This is a genomic window from Ruegeria sp. AM2 (genome assembly GCF_056540685.1).
Window position 1 is genome coordinate 56,390 of sequence record NZ_JBQFXE010000005.1, and the last position, 21,708, is coordinate 78,097.

General features: G+C 57.5%; 20 protein-coding genes. 11 read left to right on the forward strand and 9 right to left on the reverse strand.

Annotated elements, in window-relative coordinates:
• Positions 1-25: 25 nt before the first annotated feature.
• The 4 genes from ACR0CR_RS11840 to ACR0CR_RS11855 all read right to left on the reverse strand — a co-directional run bounded on the left by ACR0CR_RS11840 (position 26) and on the right by ACR0CR_RS11855 (position 3,858).
• Positions 26-310 (reverse strand): SCP2 sterol-binding domain-containing protein, encoded by a 285-nt coding sequence (locus ACR0CR_RS11840; protein WP_480599231.1) that lies wholly within the window; start codon positions 308-310, stop codon positions 26-28.
• Positions 311-376: 66 nt separating this feature from the next.
• On the reverse strand, positions 377-1,489 hold the full coding sequence (locus tag ACR0CR_RS11845; protein WP_480599232.1) for a M48 family metallopeptidase: 1,113 nt from the start codon (positions 1,487-1,489) through the stop codon (positions 377-379).
• On the reverse strand, positions 1,425-2,495 hold the full coding sequence (locus ACR0CR_RS11850) for a YjgN family protein (RefSeq protein ID WP_480599234.1): 1,071 nt from the start codon (positions 2,493-2,495) through the stop codon (positions 1,425-1,427). Before ACR0CR_RS11850 ends, ACR0CR_RS11845 begins: the two co-directional genes overlap by 65 nt.
• Before the next feature lie 136 nt (positions 2,496-2,631).
• Positions 2,632-3,858, reverse strand: a complete 1,227-nt coding sequence (locus ACR0CR_RS11855) for an argininosuccinate synthase (RefSeq protein WP_480599236.1) — start codon at positions 3,856-3,858, stop codon at positions 2,632-2,634.
• A gap of 118 nt (positions 3,859-3,976) precedes the next feature.
• Between ACR0CR_RS11855 and ACR0CR_RS11860 the strand changes: the two genes are divergently transcribed.
• Positions 3,977-4,768: a hypothetical protein gene (locus ACR0CR_RS11860; RefSeq protein WP_480599238.1), complete on the forward strand. Its 792-nt coding sequence runs from the start codon at positions 3,977-3,979 to the stop codon at positions 4,766-4,768.
• Between the two features lie 59 nt (positions 4,769-4,827).
• Positions 4,828-6,054 carry a threonine ammonia-lyase IlvA gene (gene ilvA, locus ACR0CR_RS11865; RefSeq protein WP_480599241.1) on the forward strand — a complete coding sequence of 409 codons (1,227 nt, stop codon included), beginning with the start codon at positions 4,828-4,830 and terminating at the stop codon, positions 6,052-6,054.
• Here ilvA and ACR0CR_RS11870 read toward each other — a convergent pair.
• Positions 6,047-6,385, reverse strand: a complete 339-nt coding sequence (locus tag ACR0CR_RS11870; RefSeq protein WP_480599243.1) for an Hpt domain-containing protein — start codon at positions 6,383-6,385, stop codon at positions 6,047-6,049. The genes ilvA and ACR0CR_RS11870 overlap by 8 nt on opposite strands.
• Positions 6,386-6,529: 144 nt before the next feature.
• Here ACR0CR_RS11870 and ACR0CR_RS11875 point away from each other — a divergent pair, with 144 nt between their 5' ends.
• A complete protein-coding gene (locus tag ACR0CR_RS11875; RefSeq protein ID WP_480599246.1) occupies positions 6,530-7,801 on the forward strand; it encodes a PP2C family protein-serine/threonine phosphatase in 1,272 nt (423 codons plus the stop codon).
• Here ACR0CR_RS11875 and ACR0CR_RS11880 read toward each other — a convergent pair.
• The gene (locus ACR0CR_RS11880) at positions 7,798-8,241 is read right to left on the reverse strand and encodes an NUDIX hydrolase (protein ID WP_480599248.1); all 444 of its coding nucleotides are present in this window, start codon (positions 8,239-8,241) and stop codon (positions 7,798-7,800) included. The genes ACR0CR_RS11875 and ACR0CR_RS11880 overlap by 4 nt on opposite strands.
• A gap of 76 nt (positions 8,242-8,317) precedes the next feature.
• On the opposite strand from ACR0CR_RS11880, the gene hslO reads away from it, so the two are divergent.
• From hslO to ACR0CR_RS11920, 8 genes are all read left to right on the forward strand, one after another.
• On the forward strand, positions 8,318-9,295 hold the full coding sequence (gene hslO / locus ACR0CR_RS11885; RefSeq protein ID WP_480599250.1) for an Hsp33 family molecular chaperone HslO: 978 nt from the start codon (positions 8,318-8,320) through the stop codon (positions 9,293-9,295).
• Positions 9,279-9,884 carry a CoA pyrophosphatase gene (locus tag ACR0CR_RS11890; protein ID WP_480599252.1) on the forward strand — a complete coding sequence of 202 codons (606 nt, stop codon included), beginning with the start codon at positions 9,279-9,281 and terminating at the stop codon, positions 9,882-9,884. Before hslO ends, ACR0CR_RS11890 begins: the two co-directional genes overlap by 17 nt.
• On the forward strand, positions 9,881-11,041 hold the full coding sequence (locus tag ACR0CR_RS11895) for a CCA tRNA nucleotidyltransferase (protein WP_480599253.1): 1,161 nt from the start codon (positions 9,881-9,883) through the stop codon (positions 11,039-11,041). The genes ACR0CR_RS11890 and ACR0CR_RS11895 overlap by 4 nt, the downstream gene beginning before the upstream one ends.
• Before the next feature lie 189 nt (positions 11,042-11,230).
• Positions 11,231-13,069 carry an ABC transporter ATP-binding protein gene (locus ACR0CR_RS11900; RefSeq protein WP_480599256.1) on the forward strand — a complete coding sequence of 613 codons (1,839 nt, stop codon included), beginning with the start codon at positions 11,231-11,233 and terminating at the stop codon, positions 13,067-13,069.
• Positions 13,066-14,898 (forward strand): ABC transporter ATP-binding protein, encoded by a 1,833-nt coding sequence (locus tag ACR0CR_RS11905; RefSeq protein ID WP_480599258.1) that lies wholly within the window; start codon positions 13,066-13,068, stop codon positions 14,896-14,898. The genes ACR0CR_RS11900 and ACR0CR_RS11905 overlap by 4 nt, the downstream gene beginning before the upstream one ends.
• A 39-nt stretch (positions 14,899-14,937) precedes the next feature.
• Positions 14,938-16,167 (forward strand): class I SAM-dependent RNA methyltransferase, encoded by a 1,230-nt coding sequence (locus ACR0CR_RS11910; protein ID WP_480599260.1) that lies wholly within the window; start codon positions 14,938-14,940, stop codon positions 16,165-16,167.
• A gap of 15 nt (positions 16,168-16,182) precedes the next feature.
• Positions 16,183-16,968 (forward strand): ion transporter, encoded by a 786-nt coding sequence (locus ACR0CR_RS11915; RefSeq protein ID WP_480599263.1) that lies wholly within the window; start codon positions 16,183-16,185, stop codon positions 16,966-16,968.
• 59 nt (positions 16,969-17,027) lie between these two features.
• Positions 17,028-17,546, forward strand: a complete 519-nt coding sequence (locus ACR0CR_RS11920; protein ID WP_480599264.1) for a L,D-transpeptidase family protein — start codon at positions 17,028-17,030, stop codon at positions 17,544-17,546.
• Positions 17,547-17,552: 6 nt separating this feature from the next.
• Here the strand turns inward: ACR0CR_RS11920 and ACR0CR_RS11925 are convergent, their stop codons facing one another.
• Genes ACR0CR_RS11925 through ACR0CR_RS11935 form a run of 3 tightly spaced genes read right to left on the reverse strand, consistent with a single transcriptional unit; the run spans position 17,553 to position 21,676 of the window.
• Entirely contained in the window at positions 17,553-18,986 is a 1,434-nt protein-coding gene (locus tag ACR0CR_RS11925) for a nodulation protein NodH (protein ID WP_480599267.1), read from the reverse strand.
• Between the two features lie 6 nt (positions 18,987-18,992).
• Positions 18,993-20,693, reverse strand: coding sequence for a DUF5927 domain-containing protein (locus tag ACR0CR_RS11930; RefSeq protein WP_480599269.1), 1,701 nt, complete (start codon positions 20,691-20,693; stop codon positions 18,993-18,995).
• Positions 20,690-21,676: a glycosyltransferase family 2 protein gene (locus ACR0CR_RS11935; protein WP_480599577.1), complete on the reverse strand. Its 987-nt coding sequence runs from the start codon at positions 21,674-21,676 to the stop codon at positions 20,690-20,692. Before ACR0CR_RS11935 ends, ACR0CR_RS11930 begins: the two co-directional genes overlap by 4 nt.
• Positions 21,677-21,708 lie beyond the last annotated feature (32 nt).

A 21,708-nucleotide genomic window follows, 5' to 3' on the forward strand; every position in this document is an offset into this window, starting at 1 on the left:
AATGTCACGGGCAGGTGAGACGAGTTTATCCCAGCAATTGCCCCAGCTTCATCGCCACGCCCACATTGCCCGAAATTTTGAGCTTGCCCAGCGCCACGCCGGTCATCGGGTTCAGTTTGCCGGTCAGCAGTTTGGTCAGATTTTCGCGTGAAAGGCGGATCGTGCAGTCGGTTTCTTGATCCGTGGTCACGGCCTGATTGTCGGCTAGAACAATGACGCCATCGTCACCGCAATCGAATTTCAGCGATCCCTCAAAGCTGCGTCCAGTCAGATTTTTCTGAATGTCCTCGGCTATCATGCTCAGCGTCATAGGTCCCCTCCGTGTTGCGCGAGAGTACGGTTAGGGGCCCGGGGCAAACCGCACAAGAGCTTGACTTCATTGACCTCGGGTCAGGGATTCGAGGTTTTCCTGGCGTTCCTCAAATCCGGGATGGGTGCTCAGCCAGTCGGGGCCCTGATCTCCGATTTCTTCGTGCAGCACGTCAAAGAACTCGGACAGGCCGTTTGGGTCGAAACCGGCGCGCGCGGCCAGATCCACTCCGAACCGATCGGCGGCCAGCTCGTGTTGGCGGGAATAGGACAATGACAAGATCAGATTGCCCTCAAGCAGCAGCCGCTCCAGCATCGGTCCGGTGTCTCCGGCCATCATCGTGATCAGAATAAAAGCGCCAAGCGAGCGATACACCTGTGTCAGGCCATGATGTTCGACCACATGCCCGATTTCATGGCCGATGACGCCGGCCATCGCATCCGTTGAAATCAGGGTCACCAGATCGTCTGTGACAACGATTGTGCCATCCGGCAGCGCGAATGCATTGGGGCCAAGGCCTGGAAAGTTGCGAAACTTCAACTTGAAATTGTGGTCGTCGGCCGTGGGTCCCATTGCGGTCAAAATGCGATCAAAGCTGTCCTGCACCTGGGCTTTTTCTTCGTCGGTTAAGGCGCTGGGTTCGGCCATGACCTGATCAACCGCCTGCATGATGCCGATATCGATGGCGGTCACCAGCGGCGCAGGGGTCATCCAAACCGCCAGCGCGACCAGAACGGTCAGGCCATATTTCCAAATGCCCCATGTTCCGGCGACACATGCCAGCGCCACCAAAACAAGGCGCGGGTGAAACCTTTCGTAACTGTGCAGGCGGGAGCCGCTTTGATCCGCAGTCAGATGTTCGAGGGCAGCGTGTTTTTTGGTCAGAAACAGAGTGCAATCGGGAAATTGAACGCGCCGTTCCGTGGATCCCACGCGGGATTCGATTGCCAGCTTATCCGGTTCGCAGCGGGTCAGAACTTGGCCCTGATCATCAATCAGCCAGACAGTATTGGTGCCAACGGCCAGTCGCGCGGGTATCTCGCGCGAACTGTGCGGCGGGTAGGCGCGTCCGGTGACGGGCGCGCCCTGTTCTTCTGGAAAGCTGTCCAAAGGCCTAGACCGCGATACCGATATCGAAACCTTCCAGATCACCATATGCGTCGCCGATTGCGCTGACATTTGCGGTCACGCCACCAACGAACTCGTCCAGCGAACCAGCGGGAATGAACCTGGTGTGATTGGCAAGATAGCGTACCCGGCGCACATGCGCCCACGGCAACATCAGCCCAAGGGTCAGCGCGACGACCACTAGGTTCGACGCGGTGATCCACAACAGTCGCAGCGGGGACACGTCTGAGTGAAACCGGTGGCCATCCCCCAGAACCGTGTGATTATAGACCGTATTGCGGACCATCGCATGATAGATGACCGTGGTGGGAACCAGCACCAGAATCAGCACGCCGTAGAGTGTCAGGATCGGCACCAGCGCCGCAATATCCTCGGGGTTGGAGTCCAAGGCCCGGAACGAGGCCGCGATGTTCGATACGCTCAGGCCAACCAGGGCAAGGGCAACGGTCATGCCGACAACCACCCAGGCTATTGCGGCAAACAACGCCTTGTAGAACGGTGCGATTGGGCTGTCGAAGGACATTGGAGTTGTCCCGAACGAATGGTTGTTCACGTGAAACCGCTGGATCGAGCGAGTCACAAAGGGCCACGTGGTATACAGTGTTAGCGCAGCAATGATCGGATACAAAAAGTAGTTTGCAGCAGCCGAGCCCCAAGTGCCCTGAAAATCGAAACGGACATTCGACCAGCTGGATACGCGGGCATTGAACCGAAGCGCGCGAACCAGAAGGTAGGGGATCAGAAACACCAGCCCAAGCAACAGGATCAGGCCGACCAGAGGGATCGAGGCCAATATTGTGTAAGCCACGATGCCTGCAATCACGATCAAACGCCCCAGCAGGATCTGCTTACCTGTGGCGTGGTAGTCGAAACTGCGCCCCGCAACATAGGTGTTTTGATAGAAGTATTTCTTTGTGCGCACTTTTGCCCATGCGCTGTAGATGCCGAGCGTCACGATCGACAGCAAAAGGTTCACGATCCAGATGCCGAAATATTCCGAGGCCGATCCCCGGAATTCGAATTCAGTTGGTGTGCCTTGTGATTGGTTTGCCTGCATTTAAGCCTCAAAGCGATTGATTATGAACGGGCCAACCCCGGCAGGGTCGACCCGTTTTCACTGTTCGCTCAACAAGGCAATTCTGCGGCAATGCTGCGGCGCAAAAGAAACTTTCAACTTATTCGTGTGCCACGAGTCAGTTTCTTAGGCGTTTGTCCCGGGCTGCCAAAAGCTTGAGCCGCAGGGCGTTCAGCTGAATGAACCCTGCCGCATCGGTCTGGTCATAGGCCCCGGCGTCATCCTCAAACGTCACATGTTCTTCGGAATACAACGAGTGATCCGACCAGCGGCCTACGGTCGAAGCCAAACCTTTGTACAGCTTCAGCCGGACGGTGCCGGTGACATGTTCCTGAGATTTGTCGATGGCTGCCTGCAACATCTCGCGTTCGGGGCTGTACCAGAAGCCGTTATAGATCAGTTCGGCATATTGCGGCATCAGCTGATCTTTCAGGTGCATCGCGCCGCGGTCCATGGTGATGGACTCGATCCCGCGATGCGCTTCCAGCAGGATGGTGCCGCCAGGCGTTTCATAGATGCCGCGCGACTTCATACCGACGAAGCGGCCTTCGACCAGGTCCAGACGACCAATGCCGTGCTTGCCGCCATAATCATTCAGCTTGGTCAGGATCGTCGCGGGGCTCATCGCCTCGCCATTGATGCTGACCGCGTCGCCTTTTTCGAACCCGATCTCGATGAATTCGGGCTCGTTCGGCGCGTCTTCGGGGTGCACGGTGCGCTGATAGACATAATCGGGCGCCATATCGGCGGGGTCTTCCAACACCTTACCCTCGGACGAGGTGTGTAGCAGGTTGGCGTCGACCGAGAACGGAGCCTCGCCTCGTTTGTCCTTGGCAATCGGAATCTGATGCGCTTCGGCCCATTCGATCAGACGGGTCCGACTGGTCAGATCCCATTCGCGCCACGGCGCGATCACCTTGATATCGGGGTTCAGCGCATAGGCGGCCAGTTCGAACCGCACCTGATCGTTGCCCTTGCCGGTTGCCCCATGCGCCACGGCATCGGCACCGGTTTCGGCAGCAATCTCGACCAGACGTTTTGAAATCAGAGGCCGCGCAATGGATGTGCCCAGCAGATACAGCCCCTCGTAAACCGCATTGGCGCGGAACATCGGGAAGACAAAATCGCGGACGAATTCCTCACGGATGTCCTCGATATAGATGTTCTCGGGGCTGATCCCCAGCATCTCGGCCTTTTGTCGTGCTGGTTCCAGTTCCTCACCCTGACCCAGATCGGCGGTGAAGGTGACAACCTCACAGCCATACTCGGTCTGCAACCATTTCAGAATGATCGAGGTATCAAGGCCACCGGAATAGGCCAGAACAACTTTCTTGGGCGCGGACATTTCACTTCCCTTTATGCGTAGAACGAGTGGCCCCTAGCGGGTTTTGCGACGCGGGGCAAGTTATCTGCGTTGACGCACAGCGGGAATTAGGGTGAAACGATGCGAAAGAGAACAATGATTGGTTGAAGAGGCAGATTTCAGGATGTTGGGTTGGCAGATTTTCATACACTCCGTGCGGATGGTTTTTGGAAACCTCAAGCAGGTACTGCAGATTACAATAGGGCCAGCAGCCATCGCAACCGCGGTGATCATAGGGGCTGTTGTTGCCCTGGATTTTCCTCTGGATGCACTGGACAGCGCCACCGGGCAACTCCCGCCCGGTACGTCTGCAGGGTCGATCTTTCTATTTCTGTTGGTGCTGGTCGTCGCATTGATCCTCACAATGTTTTGGATCGCCGTATCGTGGCACCGCTTTATTCTGCTGGAAGAATATCCAAGTGGCTTGCTGCCTACGTTCCGCTTCGATCGCATTCTTGCCTATCTTGGGCGGTTTCTGATGCTGATCATCCTGTTTGCCGTGGCTTGGTTGCCCCTTAGTTTGGTGATTTCGGCAATGGGCGGAGGGCTTGAGGTCGTCTCTTTCGTTTTAACAATTGCCTACACAGTGTTCCTGGTTGTGTGTTTCTATCGTTTGTCTATCATCCTTCCGGCGGCAGCGATTGGCAGCCCGATCACGATTGGCCAAGCGTGGAACAACACCGTTGGGGCATCAGGATCGGTTCTTGTGCTTCTGCTCGTGGCATTCTTGTTTCAAGTCGTCATCCAACTTCTCTTCACGGCTTTGGCCGTCATTCCGGTTTTGGGAATACTGATCAGCGTGTTCTTCGGAACGCTCATCCTGCCGATGATCAATGTCAGCATCTTCACAACCATGTACGGCGTCTTCATCGAAAAACGCGAGCTTGGCTAACCGCCCGTACACATATGTATTCCTTGCCCTAAAAGCCTGGATGGTCCAGTGAAACGGTCATGACTGATTTCATGACCTGCGCCCGTGCCGCCGAACAGGCGATGCGCACCGTGTTTCCGGCGACACCGTTGCAGCGGAATGCCCATCTGTCTGATCGCTATGGGGCCGACGTCTGGCTGAAACGAGAAGACCTCAGCCCCGTGCGGTCCTACAAAATCCGCGGTGCGTTCAATGCGATGCGCAAGCAGCAAGGGCAGGAGTTGTTCGTTTGCGCAAGCGCGGGCAACCATGCGCAGGGTGTTGCGTTTATGTGCAAGCACCTGAACGTTCGGGGCGTGATCTTCATGCCGGTGACGACACCGCAGCAGAAGATCCAGAAGACCCGCATCTTCGGTGGCGACAACATCGAAATTCATCTGACCGGAGACTATTTCGATGACACGCTGACCGCTGCGCAAGACTGGTGCGCGCAGCAGGGCGGGCACTTTCTGTCTCCCTTCGATGATGAAGACGTGATCGAGGGGCAGGCCTCTCTGGCCGTTGAGATCGAATCTCAGCTGGGTGGTGTTCCTGATCACATCCTGCTGCCGGTCGGGGGTGGAGGAATGTCTTCGGGCGTGGCAACATGGTTCGGTGATCGCACCCATTGTTTGTTTGTCGAACCCAAGGGCGGTGCTTGTCTGCACGCTGCTATGGCGGCAGGCCATCCCGTCGCCTTGGATCATGTGGACAATTTTGTTGACGGCGCGGCGGTCGGCCGGATCGGGTCAAAACCGTTTGAATTGTTAAAATCGCACCACCTGTCTGACGTGCTGGTTCTGTCCGAAGACCGCATCTGCGCCACAATGATTGAAATGCTGAATGTCGAGGGCATCGTTCTGGAACCTGCAGGCGCGTTGGCGATTGAGGCCGTGGCGGATGTTCAGAGCTTTGTTCGCGGAAAAACAGTCGTGTGCGTCACGTCGGGTGGCAATTTTGATTTCGAACGTCTGCCCGAGGTCAAGGAACGCGCGCAGCGCTATTCCGGCGTCAAGAAGTACTTCATCCTGCGCCTGCCGCAGCGCCCCGGCGCGTTGAAAGAATTTCTGAACATCCTCGGCCCCGAGGATGATATCGCCCGGTTCGAATACATGAAGAAATCAGCACGCAATTTCGGCTCGGTCTTGATTGGGATCGAAACTCGCAAGCCCGAGAATTTTGCCCGTCTGTTCGCGCGTCTGGACGATGCCGGTTTCACCTACACCGACATCACTGACGACGAGACGCTTGCGCAATTTGTCATCTGACCGGAGCAAGCTGATCTTTCAGCCCGCTTTCGAATTCTGACCGAGAGGTTTCGAAGCTTGCGAATATGGCCGTTAAATCCACGTCTTCCGCTTGCCCGGCGGCAGATCGCCGTTCGCCGTCCTGACACAGTTTCGAAAACTGCTCAAAACCCAGGCTAAGGCCGCTGCCTTTTAGGAAGTGCAGGTTCTGTTCGATCTCGCGGCGCTGTGTGTCACTGCGAAGCCGGGCGAGCACCTCTTGCACTTCTTCCAGAAAGATCTCGACCACTTCGTCGAATTCTTCCGCGCCCACTTCGTCGCGCAACTGTCTGACCCTGGGCCAAAGTATCATCGGCTTCCTCCGTCTGTGCCTTGTCTACAGACCTACGGGTAAACATCGCGTTAAGTGGCAAGGACAATCGGGATTTCACCGATTGTTAAACTGTCGGTCCTAGCGTCTGGGCTTGAGCGGACAGGGGCAGTGCAGGGGAATCAAGTGCCGGAAACCAGCCTATCTGACGACAGGGTCGAGCTGGACTTCGGTGCCATCCGAAAGGTCCTGGTCGTCGACGACAGCCGTTTGCAGCGGCGAATCCTTGTCGCTTCGCTGAAGAAATGGGGATTTGCCGTGCTAGAGGCAGACAATGGCGAGGACGCCATTGCCATGTGTCAGGCGGAACTTCCCGATCTGGTGCTTAGCGACTGGGTTATGCCGGGCATGAGCGGGCTGGAATTCTGCCGCGCCTTTCGCGCGTTGGAGAAGGACCAATACACTTATTTCATCCTGCTGACCTCCAAAAGCGAAAAACAGGAGGTCGCGCGCGGTCTGGATGCTGGCGCAGATGACTTCTTGATCAAACCGCTCGAGGCGGACGAGTTGCGTGCCCGCATCTCTGCCGGTGCGCGCATTTTGGACATGCAGCGTGAGCTGTCGGAAAAGAACCGTCTGATCGAATCCGCGTTAGACGAATTGAAACTGGCCCATGACGCCATCGACAAAGACCTGATGCAGGCGCGTAAGATCCAGGAATCTCTGGTGCCGGAACTGACGCGAGACTTCGGAAAGTCCAGTGTTAGTCTCTTGCTAAAGCCATGTGGTCACATCGGCGGCGATCTTGTGGGCATGTTCTCACCCGGAGTGAACCGGCTTGGGTTCTACAGCATCGATGTGTCCGGGCATGGCATTACATCTGCAATGATGACGGCGCGACTGGGCGGGTATCTTTCAAGCACGCATTTTGACCAGAACGTCGCCATGGAGCGGCGGTTCAACAAATTCTTCGCACTGCTTCCGCCTGAGGACGTGGCTGAAACCTTGAACGCACGCCTGATGGCAGATGCGGGGATCGAGGAATATTTTACCATGGTCTATGCCATCGTCGATCTGCGGAACGGGCATCTGAGAATGGTGCAGGCGGGGCATCCGCATCCTCTTTTGATGCGGCCAGATGGCAGCACCGAGTTTTTGGGGCAAGGCGGGTTGCCTGTCGGGCTGATGCCCGATGTCACGTTCCAGCAAACGGAAACCTATCTGCAACCCGGCGACAAGCTGATGCTGTATTCCGATGGCTTCACCGAATGTCACCTGAAAGACGGCGGATTGCTCGACGAAGATGGGTTGCGCCAGATGGCGTTGGACTGCGCATCAGCGCGCAATGGATCAGAGTTTCTGGACGACATGTTCTGGCGATTGACGCAGGTCATGGCGTCGGATGGGGGAATGGACGACGACGTGTCTGCGGTTTTCTTTGAATATAACGGCAACTAAAGCGATTGCAGGTGCTGTTCCGCAAAGAACCGGTCGCCTGAATTTCCCAGCATTTGTGCGGCGTCCGCCGTGTCCATCCAAAGCGCCTCATGAAACGGTTCGGTTGGCGGACCAAGGCGACGCACAGGGCGGGCGCTGTAAATCAAACACATCTTTTCCGCCCAAAGGTCATATTCCGGCATATAGGTGAACCTGCGAAAGGCACCGACCCGACGTGGCGATGCCACAACCCAACCGGTTTCTTCGAAAACCTCACGGTGCAGGGCCGATATCGGCGATTCGCCGGGGTCAATGCCGCCGCCGGGCAGTTGCAGATCGGGTCCGGGCTCCATTTGGCAGGTCAGCAAAAGATGTCTGCCACGCGGCAACAAAGCATATACGCCAACGCGGCGGGTGTATTTACGCCCAGCCTGAGGGGTTTCACCGAACCTTCTGATCATGTATGGCCCCTTACAACCCAAATTGTTCGACCTATATGCTGGCGGTATGCCAACCTGTGGCGTGTAAGGAAACCCCATGTCTCTTGGAACGAAAATCGCGTGGGACGATACCGTCCTGCCCTTTCAACTCGACGTATCGGATATGCGTGGCCGCGTGGCCCGGCTGGACGGAGTGCTTGATGGCATTCTGAAGCAGCACGACTATCCCGAAAAGGTCGAGGCTTTGGTGGCCGAGATGGCCTTGCTGACCGCGCTGATCGGGCAGACCGTTTCGCTGCGCTGGAAACTGTCGCTGCAGGTGCAGTCCAAAGGTGCTGTGCGCATGATTGCGACCGACTATTATGCCCCCAAGACTGAAGGCGAACCGGCGCGTATTCGCGCATATGCCAGCTTTGACCGGGACAAGCTGACCGACGCCGCGCCCTTCGATCAGGTTGGTGAGGGTTATTTTGCGATCCTCATTGATCAGGGCGAAGGCACGCAGCCCTATCAGGGCATCACCCCCTTGGCTGGCGGCTCGCTGAGCGCTTGCGCCGAAGCCTATTTCGCGCAGTCCGAACAACTGCCAACGCGGTTTTCGCTGAGTTTCGGGAAATCGACAGAGCCCGGAGTTGGTGAGCACTGGCGCGCAGGCGGGATCATGCTGCAGCATATGCCCAAGGCGTCTCCGTTCGCGGCATCGGGCGAAGGGTCGGGTGAGATTCTGACCGCATCCGATCTGGTCGATGGCGAAGAAGGCGAAAACTGGGGCCGCGTCAATATCCTGCTGGATACGGTCGAAGATCTGGAGATGATCGGCCCATCGATCGCGCCCACCGACCTTCTGATCCGCCTGTTTCACGAGGAACAGCCACGTGTCTATGACGCGCAGTCCGTGCAGTTTGGTTGTACCTGTTCCGAGGATCGCGTGCGCCAAAGCCTGTCAATCTATTCGGCGCGCGACATCGAAAAGATGACCACGCCCGAAGGCAAAGTCACCGCAGATTGTCAGTTCTGCGGAGCGCATTACATCCTTGATCCCGACACGGTCGGATTTGATGCTGACGGGGCCTGATCTATCAGAACAGCTTAGGGCGGCGCTCAGCCGCCCGGGCCACGGGTCGAGCGATTTTGACCTGAACCCCGGCACTGTCCTGCCCGAAAACCGCAAGCTTCGCCCTGCTGGTGTTCTGGTTCCGATAACGGTTGCGGGCGGCTCGCCCCGGGTGATTCTGACCAAACGGTCCTCGGCGCTCAAGCATCACCCCGGCCAGATTGCCTTTCCTGGCGGAAAACAGGACGCGAGCGACGCGGATGTCACCGCAACTGCCCTACGCGAAGCCCATGAAGAGATTGGGTTGCCGCCGGATCAGCCCGAGATTCTGGGCCACCTGTCGCCGCATGAAACCGTCACCGCGTTTATGGTTACCCCGGTCGTGGCCATCCTGCGGGATCGCTTTGAACCCGTGCCGGAGCGCGGGGAAGTGGACGAAGTGTTTTCGGTTCCGCTTGCACATCTGCTGGACCCGACAAATTATGTCGTTGAATCGCGCCGCTGGCGCGGTCAAAGGCGATACTATTTCACGGTGCCTTTTGGACCCTATTACATCTGGGGCGCGACGGCCCGTATGTTGCGAGGGTTGGCAGCGCGTGTGAGTGAATGACGCGGATCACTGAAAACTGGGTTACGGAACCTGCAACGCAAAATGTATGCTCGGCACTGACTGATGCCGGGGCGCGGGCTTTTTTTGTGGGCGGATGTGTGCGCAACGCCCTGCTGGGCGCGCCGGTTTCGGATATCGACATCGCCACGGATGCCCACCCCGCACGGGTGGTTGAACTGGCGCAGGCGGCAGGTCTTAAACCTATCCCAACCGGGATCGACCACGGCACCGTGACAGTCGTCAGTAAAGGCATCCCGCACGAGGTCACCACGTTCCGCCGGGATGTCGAAACGGATGGTCGCCGCGCGGTTGTGGCCTTTTCCGACAATGTCGAAGAAGACGCCGCGCGTCGTGATTTCACGATGAATGCTCTTTATGCACTGCCCGATGGCAGTGTAATTGATCCGCTGAACGGTCTCCCAGACCTGTTAGAGCGCCGGGTGCGCTTCATAGGTACAGCAGAACACCGCATTCGCGAGGACTATCTGCGCTCGCTGCGCTATTTTCGCTTCCATGCCTGGTACGGCGATGCGGATGCTGGATTTTGTCCCGACGCCTTGGCGGCCATCGCTGCCAATCTGGACGGTTTGGCGGCGTTGTCGCGCGAAAGGGTCGGTGCGGAATTGCTGAAACTGCTGGGCGCATCGGATCCGGCCCCATCCGTTGCAGCGATGCGCAGCGCGGGCGTTCTGGCGTCTGTTTTGCCGGGCGCTGAGGACCGCGCGCTGGCACCCCTCGTGGACTTGGAGCGGCAGGCAGGTGCGGCACCAGACCCCATCCGCCGACTGGCTTCCATTGCGACGCCCGAGATCGCTAAAACCCTTCGCCTCAGCCGGGCGCAGCTTCAACGCCTGACGCGGATGCGCGATGAGGCCGCCGGAAACGCCACAGTGGCCGAGCTTGGATTTCGATATGGCGCCGAAGGCGGGCTGCACGAAACCCTTTTGCGATGCGCGATGCTGGAGCAGCCCTGGACCGATGAGATGCAACATGCCCTGCACCAAGGGGCCGCCGCCAGCTTTCCAATCAAAGCGGCTGATCTGATCCCCGAGTTCACCGGTCCTGCGTTGGGCCGCAAACTGGCCGAGTTGGAGGCGCGCTGGATTGCGTCCGGATTCACCCTGAGCCGCAATGAATTGCTGAGCGGTCAGAGTTAAGTCTCAAAAGGGGATGACAAGTTGCATCGATTGTGGTTACGTGCGCCTGTCACTTGTTTGGAGGGAGGCATGCGAATGTATTACGGGATCTGGTTCGGCTAAAGCCGGAACGCTCGACCCGTAGGGGTGGTGTTCTGGCACCATCTTTCTCGCACGCCTTAATTTTTTGCTCAATCGGAGCACTCTCCAATGTTTCGCTATTTCGAAAACCTCGTTGACCCCTTTGTTGCCTATAAGGAATCCGACACACCGCCCACGCGGCTTTGGCCCTTCATGCTGGACTACACCAAGCCGTTCAAAGTGGTGTTCTTTTGGGCCGCGCTGATATCCGTCGTTGTTGCCGCCGTTGAGGTCGGGTTGATTTACTACATGGGTCGCGTGGTAGACCTTTTGTCCGGGCCGCCTGCTGATGTGTGGCAGGCGCATGGAACTGAACTGACCCTTGTGGCGGTATTCGTTTTACTTCTGCGGCCCATGCTGCATGTGGCTGATGTGTTGCTGCTGAATAATGCAATTCTGCCGAACATTGGCACGATTTTCCGCTGGCGGGCACATAAGCACGTTTTGCGCCAATCTGTGGGCTGGTTTGAAAACGATTTTGCGGGCCGGATCGCCAACCGGATTATGCAGACGCCTCCGGCAGCGGGTGAAGCCGTGTTTCAGGTATTCGATGCGATTTCCTTTTCGCTGGCCTATCTGATCGGTGCTGCCATTCTTCTGATGGCTGCGGACCCGCGTCTGCTTTTGCCTTTGTTGATCTGGTTCTTGCTTTACGGCCTGTTGGTCAGCTGGACAGTAAAGCGTGTCGGTCCCGCGTCGCAGGCGGCATCGGATGCGCGTTCGGCTGTAACCGGTCGTGTGGTGGACAGTTACACCAACATCCACTCGGTCAAGATGTTTGCCCATGATGCGCAAGAACTGGATTATGCTCGTGAAGCCATCGAGGAAACGCGTCGGACCTTCCAGGTCGAGATGCGGATATTCACCATCATGGATGCCGCTCTGGTCACATTGAATGGGGTGCTGATCGTCGGAGTGGTGGGTTGGGCTATTTCGCTTTGGATGCAGGGCAGCGCCTCGGTTGGAGTTGTCGCCGCTGCAACGGCGCTGACCCTACGGCTGAATGCGATGACCGGGTGGATTATGTGGGCGCTGACCAGCTTCTTCCGCCAACTTGGCGTCGTCGCCGAGGGGATGGAGACGATTGCTCAACCGATCGACCTGCTGGATTCAGCAGACGCACAGCCGTTAAGGCTGACCAATGGCCAGATCGATATCCTCGATCTGTCGCACCATTACGGGCGCAAGGCCGGTGGCTTGGATCATGTCAATCTGACCATTCATCCGGGTGAAAAGATTGGTCTGATCGGGCGGTCTGGTGCGGGAAAATCGACCCTAGTAAAGCTGCTTTTGCGATTTTACGACGTCGAACAGGGTGCGATCCTGATCGATGATCAGAACATTGCAAATGTCACTCAGGACAGTTTGCGCAGCCATATCGGCATGGTGCAACAGGACAGTGCGCTGCTGCACCGGTCGGTGCGCGACAACATTCTGTATGGTCGGCCCGAGGCCACCGAAGAGCAGATGATTGCCGCAGCCAAACAGGCCGAAGCGCATGAATTCATCCTCGACCTGCAGGACCCGCAGGGGCGCACTGGTTACGACGCGCATGTCGGTGAGCGGGGTGTGAAACTGTCAGGCGGTCAGCGGCAGCGGGTGACGCTGGCGCGGGTGATCCTGAAAGACGCGCCGATCCTGTTGTTGGACGAGGCGACATCTGCGCTAGATTCCGAGGTCGAAGCGTCGATTCAGGAAACTCTCTACGGCATGATGCAAGGTAAAACCGTGATCGCCATCGCCCACCGGTTGAGCACGATCGCTCAGATGGACCGGATTCTGGTCATGGATGGTGGTCGGATCGTGGAACAGGGCGCGCATGCAGAGCTTCTGTCGCAAGGCGGTCTTTACGCGCAATTCTGGGCGCGGCAATCTGGTGGTTTCCTGAACCCGGAGGCAGCGGAATGAAGTTCGCCGATCTGATCCAACCGTTCAGACCCATGGAAACGCCCCCGCCGCAAACGCTGGGGGCGTTCATTCGCTGGAGCCTGTCGGGCGCCTGGCCGATGATCTTTGTCGCGGCGTTTTTCTCGGCCACCGCAGGCGCGATGGAGGCCGGAACCGCGTGGATTCTGGGCCGTGTCGTCGATGTCGCCACAGAAAGCGGGCCGGATGCGTTTCTGAGCGGCGGAAATCTTTGGATCATACTGGGCAGTGTGGCCTTCTTTATGCTGCTGCGCCCGGTGTTCTTTGGTCTTTCGGCCTTTTCGAACAACTATATCGTCATGCCCAACATCACACCCTTGGTTTTGGCCAAGTTGAACCGGTGGACTTTGGGGCAGTCGGTTACCTATTTCGATGACGATTTTGCCGGGCGCATCGCGCAAAAGCAAATGCAGACCTCAAACGCGATGGCCTCGGTGGTGTCGGAAACGATCAGCGCGATTGTGTTTGCGCTGGCTTCACTTGTGGGCTCTTTGCTTTTGTTAGGGTCTATTCATCCGCTTGTTATGCTTCCGTTTGCGCTTTGGCTGGTGGTCTATTTCCTGCTGATCCGCTGGTATTTGCCGCGCATCCGAAAACGGTCTGCCGCACGGGCCGGGGCGCGGGCGACGGTTTCGGGGCAGGTGGTGGACACGATCACCAACATAAAAACCGTGAAACTTTTCGCGCATTCCGCCTTCGAGGATCAAGCGGCGCGGAACGCCATGGTGGACCTGCGCGGCAAGTCGCTTGAATTTGGCAAGCTTTCGGCCAGTTTCCGGGTGATCCTTATGGTTTTGGCCGGAGTTCTGCCGGTGCTGCTGATGGGCGCAACGCTGGCGCTGTGGCGCACAGGGGCGGCAACGCCCGGTGACATTGTTGCTGCCGGCGCCGTTTCGATCCGCATTGCGCAAATGACCGGCTGGGTCAGTTTCACGCTCATGGGCCTTTATGCCAATGTAGGTGAGATTGAAAACGGCATGATCACTCTGGCACGGCGTGACCGGGTCGACGATGCAGTGGGTGCAACGGAACTGTGCGTATCCGAAGGCCGGATTGAATTTGACGGCGTGAGCTTTGCCTATGGTCGTGACATCGGCGGAGTTTCGGACGTGACCATCACGGCCCAACCCGGCGAAAAGCTGGGGATCGTGGGGGCGTCAGGGGCCGGGAAATCTACGTTGGTTTCCCTGCTGTTACGGCTCTATGATGGGGAAAATGGGGCCATACGAATTGACGGGCAGGATGTCAGCCAAGCGACGCAAGACAGTTTGCGCCGTCAGATCGGAATGGTCACGCAGGAAACGGCGATGTTCAACCGATCCGCGCGCGAGAACATTTTGTATGGTCACCCAGACGCGTCCGAAGAGGAAATGATCGCGGCGGCCAAAAAGGCCGAGGCGCATGAGTTTATCCTCAGCCTGCAAGATGGGCACGGCCGCACCGGGTATGACGCGCATCTGGGCGAGCGCGGCGTAAAGCTCAGCGGGGGTCAGCGGCAGCGGATCGCTCTGGCCCGAGCGATCCTGAAGGATGCACCGATCCTGGTGCTGGACGAGGCGACATCGGCACTGGATTCCGAGGTCGAGGCGTCAATCCAGACAGCGCTGCATCGGGTTATGCAAGGCAAGACGGTACTGGCGATCGCGCATCGGCTTTCAACCCTCAGCGAGATGGACCGCATCGTGGTTCTGGATCAGGGCCGTGTCGTGGAAACCGGTACCCATGAGGCCTTGTTGGACCAAGGTGGCCTGTATGCCCGGTTTTGGCATCGTCAATCAGGTGGGTTCATTCAGGCTGAGGCCGCGGAATAAGGGTTTTGTTGCGCTCAAAGCCCCGCTATCAGGCCCGTCATGACACAGCAGTTCACAATTACTCGCCTGGGCCATCAGGGGGACGGCATCGCAGATGGCCCTGTCTTCGCGCCGCGTACCCTGCCCGGAGAGGTGGTCAGCGGCACGCTTGAAGGGCAGACCCTTTCGGAAATCAGGATTGAGACGCCGTCAGACCAGAGGGTCAAGGCCCCGTGTCGCCACTATAACGCGTGCGGTGGATGCCAGTTGCAGCACGCTGCGGACGGTTTTGTGGCCAATTGGAAAGTTGATGTGGTGCGCAGCGCCTTGGCGGCGCAAGGGCTTGCGGCTCAGATGTGCCCCATCCACACGTCTCCGGAAAGGTCGCGTCGCCGCGCAACGATTGCGGTTCGGCGCACGAAAAAGGGTACGTTGGCCGGGTTCCATGGGCGTGCCTCGGGCACGATCACTGAAATACCCGATTGCCGCCTGCTGCACCCTGCGCTGATTTCCGCGATTCCGATAGCCGAGTCGCTGGCCATGCTGGGTGGCAGCCGCAAGGGCGTGCTGGCAGTGACCCTAACCCTGTCCGAGGCCGGGCTGGATGTTGCAGTGCAGGGCGGCAAGCCGTTGGACGGCCCGCTGGAGCTAGCATTGGCGCAGGCGACGGAACAGAATGGGTTGGCCCGGCTGAGTTGGGGGGATGAGGTGATCGCGATGCGCGAACCTCCGGTCCAGCGCTTTGGCCCGGCTGAAGTTGTTCCGCCACCTGGTGCCTTTTTGCAAGCCACGAAGGACGGAGAACAGGCTCTGTTAAAGGCAGTTTTTGAGGCCACACAAGGCGCGAAGCGCGTTGCAGACCTGTTTGCAGGCTGCGGGACGTTCTCACTGCCGCTGGCGCAGACGGCCGAAGTTCACGCGGTTGAAGGCGAAGCTGCAATGACAAAGGCTATGGATCAGGGTTGGCGCAAGACACAGGGGTTGAAGCGGGTCACGACCGAGGCGCGCGATCTGTTCCGCCGCCCGCTGATGCCGGATGAACTGAAATCCTTTGATGCCGTGGTGTTGGACCCGCCGCGCGCCGGGGCCGAGGCACAAGTGGCCGAGCTGGCGCTGGCGCAGCGCCCGGTGATTGCCTATGTGTCCTGCAACCCGGTGACATTTGCCCGCGACGCAAAGACGCTGGTTAACGCCGGATATACCCTTGAATGGGTGCAGGTGGTTGACCAGTTTCGATGGTCGTCACACACCGAACTTGCTGCACGGTTCAATCTGAACCCCAAAACCTGACAGGAGACCACCCGAATGGGGATCACCCAGCGCCTGCTGACCATCATCGAGGCCCCGATTTTCGGGCAATTCATCACCGGTGTCATTCTGTTCAACGCCGTGTTGTTGGGGATGGAAACCTCACCAACCCTGATGGAATTCGCTGGCCCGGTGATTGTGGCGCTGGACAAGATGTGCCTCGCCATCTTTGTCATAGAGATCGTGATGAAACTGATCGCCACGGGACGCAGGTTCTTTACAAGCGGCTGGAATGTCTTCGACTTTGTAATCGTTGGAATCGCGCTGGTCCCAAGCGCAGGGGCGCTGTCGGTGCTGCGGGCCCTGCGAATTCTACGGGTGCTGCGCGTGATTTCGGTTGCGCCGCGTCTGCGTCGGGTGGTTGAAGGGTTCATCTCAGCCCTTCCGGGCATGGCCAGCGTGTTCCTGTTGATGGCCATTCTGTTCTATATCGGCGCAGTGATTTCGACCAAACTGTTCTCGGAAAGCTTCCCGGACTGGTTCGGTGATCTGGGCCTGTCGGCCTACACTCTGTTCCAAATCATGACGCTGGAAAGCTGGTCTATGGGCATCGTGCGTCCGGTGATGGAGGCCTATCCCTACGCCTGGTTGTTCTTCGTGCCCTTCATCATGGTCACGACCTTTGCGGTGGTGAACCTGCTGGTTGGTCTGATTGTGAACTCGATGCAAGATGCCCACCACGCCGAGGATGAAGTAAAAACGGATGCCTACCGGGATGAAGTGCTGGAGCGCCTGGAATCCATCGAACGCCGATTAATTGAGCAGTCGAACAGCAAAAAGTGATTTCAGTTTTGCCCAAATTTGGCATAATAGCCGGAAAAAAGAACATCAGGCAGTGAAACATGGATCGTCGAGCATTTGGATTGGGTGCGATTGCAACGCTGAGCCTTTCGGCATGCGCCTCGGCCAGTCCCAGATTTCTTTCTTATAATGGCCCCGAGGTGACCTCATTGGTCATCAACAAAGGTGCGCGCAAACTTTATCTGCTGCATAACGAGCAGATTTTGAAGGAATACGAGGTGGATTTGGGCTTTGCGCCGACAGGCACAAAGACCAAGAAGGGGGATGGGCGCACCCCCGAAGGGACCTACCGGATCGATCGTCGCAACCCGCGCAGCCGGTATCACCTATCGCTGGGCATCTCGTATCCCAACTCCAAGGATATTGCCCAGGCCAAGGCGGCGGGCGTTGATCCGGGCGGGGACATTTTCATTCATGGCCAACCCAATCTGCGGTCCGAGTTGAAGCGGGCCAAGAAAACCACGGACTGGACCGCTGGTTGCATCGCCGTGAAGAACGAAGAGATGGAAGAGATCTATGCGATGGTGAATGAAGGAACAGTCATCACCTTGCGCCCTTAAATCCGTCTAGATCGGTGTCCACGATTTGAAACCAAAGGTCAGATAATCCCGCGGATATGCCGCGGCGGCCTTCTCTTCCAGCTCGGCATCGTAGATCTGGGACAACGAAAACGGTGCATCCGGATCTGCTCGGCTTGGCGCAGGCGCGTGTGCTGATCCCAGTTGTCGCGCCAGATCGGGCAGGGCGAAAGGCATTTCTTCTTCCCGCAGGATCAGATCAGGCGTGGCAAACCCCGCCATGCCTTCCAGTGTCTGCGCCTGCCCGCACCACGTCCCGTCCAAACGGATCGGGGTTTGCTCGGCCAGAATTGGGCGCAACATCCCAAGAAACGCCGAAAACCCCGCGTAGTGTTGATCTAGACTGTAAGTGCCCATCTCGTCCTTACCGGGCAAAGGAACCTTGTAGCGCCTTTGCAGCATGTTTCGGATCGTCATGTATGTGCCCGGACCAAGGCTAAGGATATGGCGGCAAAATACGCTGTGGGCACGCGCCACCGGATGGCGCAACACAGTGAATTTTCGGTGGTCGGCGTGATCTTGCATCCATAGACGCATCTGCTTCTGATTGCGCCCCGTCAACAGGGCATCCGTTTGTACGCCATCCAGATCGGCCATCCATTGTGCAACTTCTGCCTCGGGGCCACCGCGCACGGGCAGATACATAAGCGGAGTACTGACCCCGCAGACATAACGCGATACCGCAGGCCCCCGGCGCGGTTCGAATTTTGGCATTTGATACAGGTTGAAGCGGTCCAGATGCCCCAGCGTCTGCTCCATCTCTCGCGGGTTGCTGACTTTTGACAGGGCCGGTGCCGGGTTTTGACGTTTCAAACGCTGGTTCAACTCAGTCAGTCGGTCGCTGACACCCAACCATGCCGCGAGGCCATTCAGAACTTCGATGTCGTTCAGATCGTCATAATCCAGATGGAACGGAGTCTGACCGGTTATTTGCAAATGGTTCAGAACGGTGCGTTGGAACTCCTGCCGCGTTTGCAGCTGGTCTGTGAATTCGTCAGCATCGAATGCAACGGTCGCCTCGCGCCGCTGTTTGATATTCACTAGCTTCCACTGCTTTGTTTCCATGGCAATTTTCCATGAAATGTAGCTGTCGAGCGGATTGCGGGCCAGGATGATTTTTGCGCATCGGGGGTCCTGTAACGCAGGCTGCAGGATACGATGGTCATGGTCGCTGAAGAACCGAAACCCGTTCAGCTCTCCCGGGGCGTTTCGAATGGCGTTAATCAATCCCGTCGGATCGCGTTCACGGTCGTCCAGAGAAAAGCCCAGGACTTCGTCCAGCTTTGGAAGACCGACAAAAAAAGGATTGAACGCTTCTCCAAAACAGGTGACGCCGTCCAGGGCGTTCAGATGCGATTCCAACAAGTTCGAGCCAGTGCGCATGTCCGCCAGAACGATGAAGTAGTCGAACTTGGAACTCATGTCGGGTTATTGCACCAGATAGGGTTTCTGAAACCGCCGGGTGCGGGGGCCAAATACGTCATCCGCCGGGAAATCCCCCACCAGATAAGGATGCATGCCCTGGTTCTTGAGGTTTTGCAGGAACCGCCCGAACCCCGTGAGGTCAACAGGCTTGGGCGCTTCGGTCAGGTAGCCGGGATGCGACAGGCCAATCTCTTCGGTCACGGATTGCAGGGCATCCATCGGGGCCTCCATAAAATCCGCCAAAGACCAGATATGTATTCGTGCCTTTGCGCGCGCAGAATCTAGAATTTCCAGTTGCTTTGTCTCAATTTGCTGCAGGCGTGCGGCTTCGCATCGGATGTCCTGAAAGTTCTGGTTTGAATGAAACAGCCGAATAGCCCAGGCCCCCGTGACGATCGAAATCTGGGCATTCTTATCCCGCGCCAGAAAGCCGTTGATGTCCTGAGAGTCGACTGGATCGAACTGAAAACACTGACGTTCCCCCCGCGTGTTCCAGACCAGATTGGTCAGAAAAGCGGTTGGGTTATAGTCCCGCAGATGCGCGCAATCGCTGAGTGAACCATTCATCAGATGCCCACCGTCCGAGAATTTTGCGCGCTCCGGAGAAAACAGGTGCCCATGAACCCGTGCACCAGTTGTCCGAGCAAGCCAGGTTTCAAAATCCTCGAAAACTTCGGTGAACCCCTGAAGCACCGAGTAGGGAAAGGCTGTCAGGCCAAATTCGGTGCTTTGACGGGGAAAACAGCCTTGCATGTAAAGACCGTCTCGGCCGCGAGTTCTACGCTCGACCGCTTTGGAAAACAGACGATCTATTTTCCCGGGGTTCGGTTCGGCAAGGGCCATCGCCATTGTTTGGTTGGTCAGGAACGCCTGGTACAGCCGGTCGGCACGAGGCCAGACCTTGCGGGCCACAAAGCAATCCGATCGGCGCAAAAGCTGCAGATGGTCGTCATAGAACATGTGCGGTCGCCCCTGATAATCGAACTTTGACAAGGTCAGCGACCGGCTTTCGATATGCGTGGAATATAGTCGCGCCAAGGTCTGAAAATAGCTTTCGTCAGGGATCCAGACCTTTCGGAAGTACCGATCATAGCTTGTGCGCTTGGGGTCTTGCAATATCGCCGAAAGGGTCTGACGGGTCAGGCACCACCACTGGCTGCCCATGTGCGGCACCAACCCCGCGGGCACCTTGCGATGCAGGCCAAGGGCGCGTTGTAGCCTGACATAGGCGTCAAACAATTTGCGTTGCTTGCGCCATGAAAAGGGGAACCGCAGGGTAAACCGCTCAAGATCCAGTCCCCCGATTGTCCAGGTCACGTCGCGGGTTGTCGCACTTTCGATAAAGTCGATGCGGGGTCGGTCGGCGAGATAGTCAATCAGCTCGACCACCGGGCGCAGAGGCAGGCATGCGCCCGAGGACAGATACACATGCCGGACGTTCGGGAAACGCTCCAAGATCAACGCGGCCGCGCTTTGAGAGGCGGATACGATGCCCCACCCGCCCCAGTCGCAGACGTGCCGTTCGGAAAAAAGGATCAGAGGATCGTCGGCGCAGGCGCCCACGAACTTTGTAAAAACAGATTTTCGGACTTTGCGGTCCACATGGATGACCACCGGGCAACCTGATGCGGTCCAGTGACGGGCCACTTGTTCCGCCCGGTCCAGTGCAGTGTGCACCAGCATGACGATGCCCAGACTGCTCATGCCCAATTGCCTTTGGACATCAGACCCAGAATCTCAAGCTGTCGCCAGTTGATGTATTTTTCGGACCATTCATTCCAGAATACCGGTTTTTCCTGAAGCTGTTCGGCATAGGCGCGATACTCGCCTGACGCACGATAATGCTGCCCGCGTCGCAGTTCTTCGGTGGCTTTGTCGCCCAGCGTGTTGATCAACTTGGCGTGCAACAGGGCACCGCTGGTCTTTTCCCCACCTTGTTCCTCGTAGACCTGGTTAAGGCCGCGCGGCAGAAGGGCGTGGGTCGAGCTGACATAAACATACCGTTTGTGCCATTTCACCAGGGGAATCTTGTTCAACGCCGGTGCTTTTGCGGGGGTATCCTGAAAAAACACCCGGCTGCGTGGGCCACCTTGAATCCACAGATTTCCATAGGTCGGATTGCGCGAAATCATGTAATTTCCGGAATCGAACCAGGGCGCGATTTCAAACGGGTCCTGACCTTCGTGGTACGACGTATCCTCGATCGGTCCATCGGGGTACATATCGATCAACATGGTGCCGAAGCTGCGCACGCCCGTATCGTCCAGCCAGTCGGTCAGCGCGGGCAGGGGCCGTGTGTCGCAGAAGGGATAGATAAAAAACTCATCCGGATCGACCGTCAGCACCCAATGCCCATGCGCAAATTTTCGCAGCAAATAGTTGGACCAATCAATCCCAAACGTCGAGCGTTTGTAGCTGGCCGAGGTTCGCCAGACCGAGACATCCGGCTGAGTCGCCAGATACGCACCTGTGCCGTCATCGCTGTTGTTGTCGACAAACAGAAAATGCGTGATGCCCAGCTTGCGATAGTAGGACAGGAAGTACGGCAGGCGGATCTTTTCGTTCCGCACAACGCTCATCAAAAGGATATCACCCGGCTTGATGGCGGATGTCGTGTTCTTCACGGGTCTAAGTTCGCGCCGCTTCCGAATGCACCGCAGCAGGCGGCGCTTGCGCCGCAATCTCATGCGATAGGAATCGAATAGGCTCACGCGACTGC

What these genes read in the sequence shown, in the direction of transcription:
- ACR0CR_RS11870 (WP_480599243.1), bottom strand. Translation starts at nt 6,385, where the DNA reads ATGATACTTTGGCCCAGGGTCAGACAGTTGCGCGACGAAGTGGGCGCG.
- ACR0CR_RS11935 (WP_480599577.1), bottom strand. Translation starts at nt 21,676, where the DNA reads ATGAGATTGCGGCGCAAGCGCCGCCTGCTGCGGTGCATTCGGAAGCGG.
- ACR0CR_RS11845 (WP_480599232.1), bottom strand. Translation starts at nt 1,489, where the DNA reads ATGTCAGCGCAATCGGCGACGCATATGGTGATCTGGAAGGTTTCGATA.
- hslO (WP_480599250.1), top strand. Translation starts at nt 8,318, where the DNA reads ATGTCTCTTGGAACGAAAATCGCGTGGGACGATACCGTCCTGCCCTTT.
- ACR0CR_RS11920 (WP_480599264.1), top strand. Translation starts at nt 17,028, where the DNA reads ATGGATCGTCGAGCATTTGGATTGGGTGCGATTGCAACGCTGAGCCTT.
- ACR0CR_RS11930 (WP_480599269.1), bottom strand. Translation starts at nt 20,693, where the DNA reads ATGAGCAGTCTGGGCATCGTCATGCTGGTGCACACTGCACTGGACCGG.
- ACR0CR_RS11925 (WP_480599267.1), bottom strand. Translation starts at nt 18,986, where the DNA reads ATGAGTTCCAAGTTCGACTACTTCATCGTTCTGGCGGACATGCGCACT.
- ACR0CR_RS11895 (WP_480599253.1), top strand. Translation starts at nt 9,881, where the DNA reads ATGACGCGGATCACTGAAAACTGGGTTACGGAACCTGCAACGCAAAAT.
- ACR0CR_RS11855 (WP_480599236.1), bottom strand. Translation starts at nt 3,858, where the DNA reads ATGTCCGCGCCCAAGAAAGTTGTTCTGGCCTATTCCGGTGGCCTTGAT.
- ACR0CR_RS11850 (WP_480599234.1), bottom strand. Translation starts at nt 2,495, where the DNA reads ATGCAGGCAAACCAATCACAAGGCACACCAACTGAATTCGAATTCCGG.
- ilvA (WP_480599241.1), top strand. Translation starts at nt 4,828, where the DNA reads ATGACTGATTTCATGACCTGCGCCCGTGCCGCCGAACAGGCGATGCGC.
- ACR0CR_RS11905 (WP_480599258.1), top strand. Translation starts at nt 13,066, where the DNA reads ATGAAGTTCGCCGATCTGATCCAACCGTTCAGACCCATGGAAACGCCC.
- ACR0CR_RS11890 (WP_480599252.1), top strand. Translation starts at nt 9,279, where the DNA reads ATGCTGACGGGGCCTGATCTATCAGAACAGCTTAGGGCGGCGCTCAGC.
- ACR0CR_RS11900 (WP_480599256.1), top strand. Translation starts at nt 11,231, where the DNA reads ATGTTTCGCTATTTCGAAAACCTCGTTGACCCCTTTGTTGCCTATAAG.
- ACR0CR_RS11915 (WP_480599263.1), top strand. Translation starts at nt 16,183, where the DNA reads ATGGGGATCACCCAGCGCCTGCTGACCATCATCGAGGCCCCGATTTTC.
- ACR0CR_RS11840 (WP_480599231.1), bottom strand. Translation starts at nt 310, where the DNA reads ATGACGCTGAGCATGATAGCCGAGGACATTCAGAAAAATCTGACTGGA.
- ACR0CR_RS11910 (WP_480599260.1), top strand. Translation starts at nt 14,938, where the DNA reads ATGACACAGCAGTTCACAATTACTCGCCTGGGCCATCAGGGGGACGGC.
- ACR0CR_RS11880 (WP_480599248.1), bottom strand. Translation starts at nt 8,241, where the DNA reads ATGATCAGAAGGTTCGGTGAAACCCCTCAGGCTGGGCGTAAATACACC.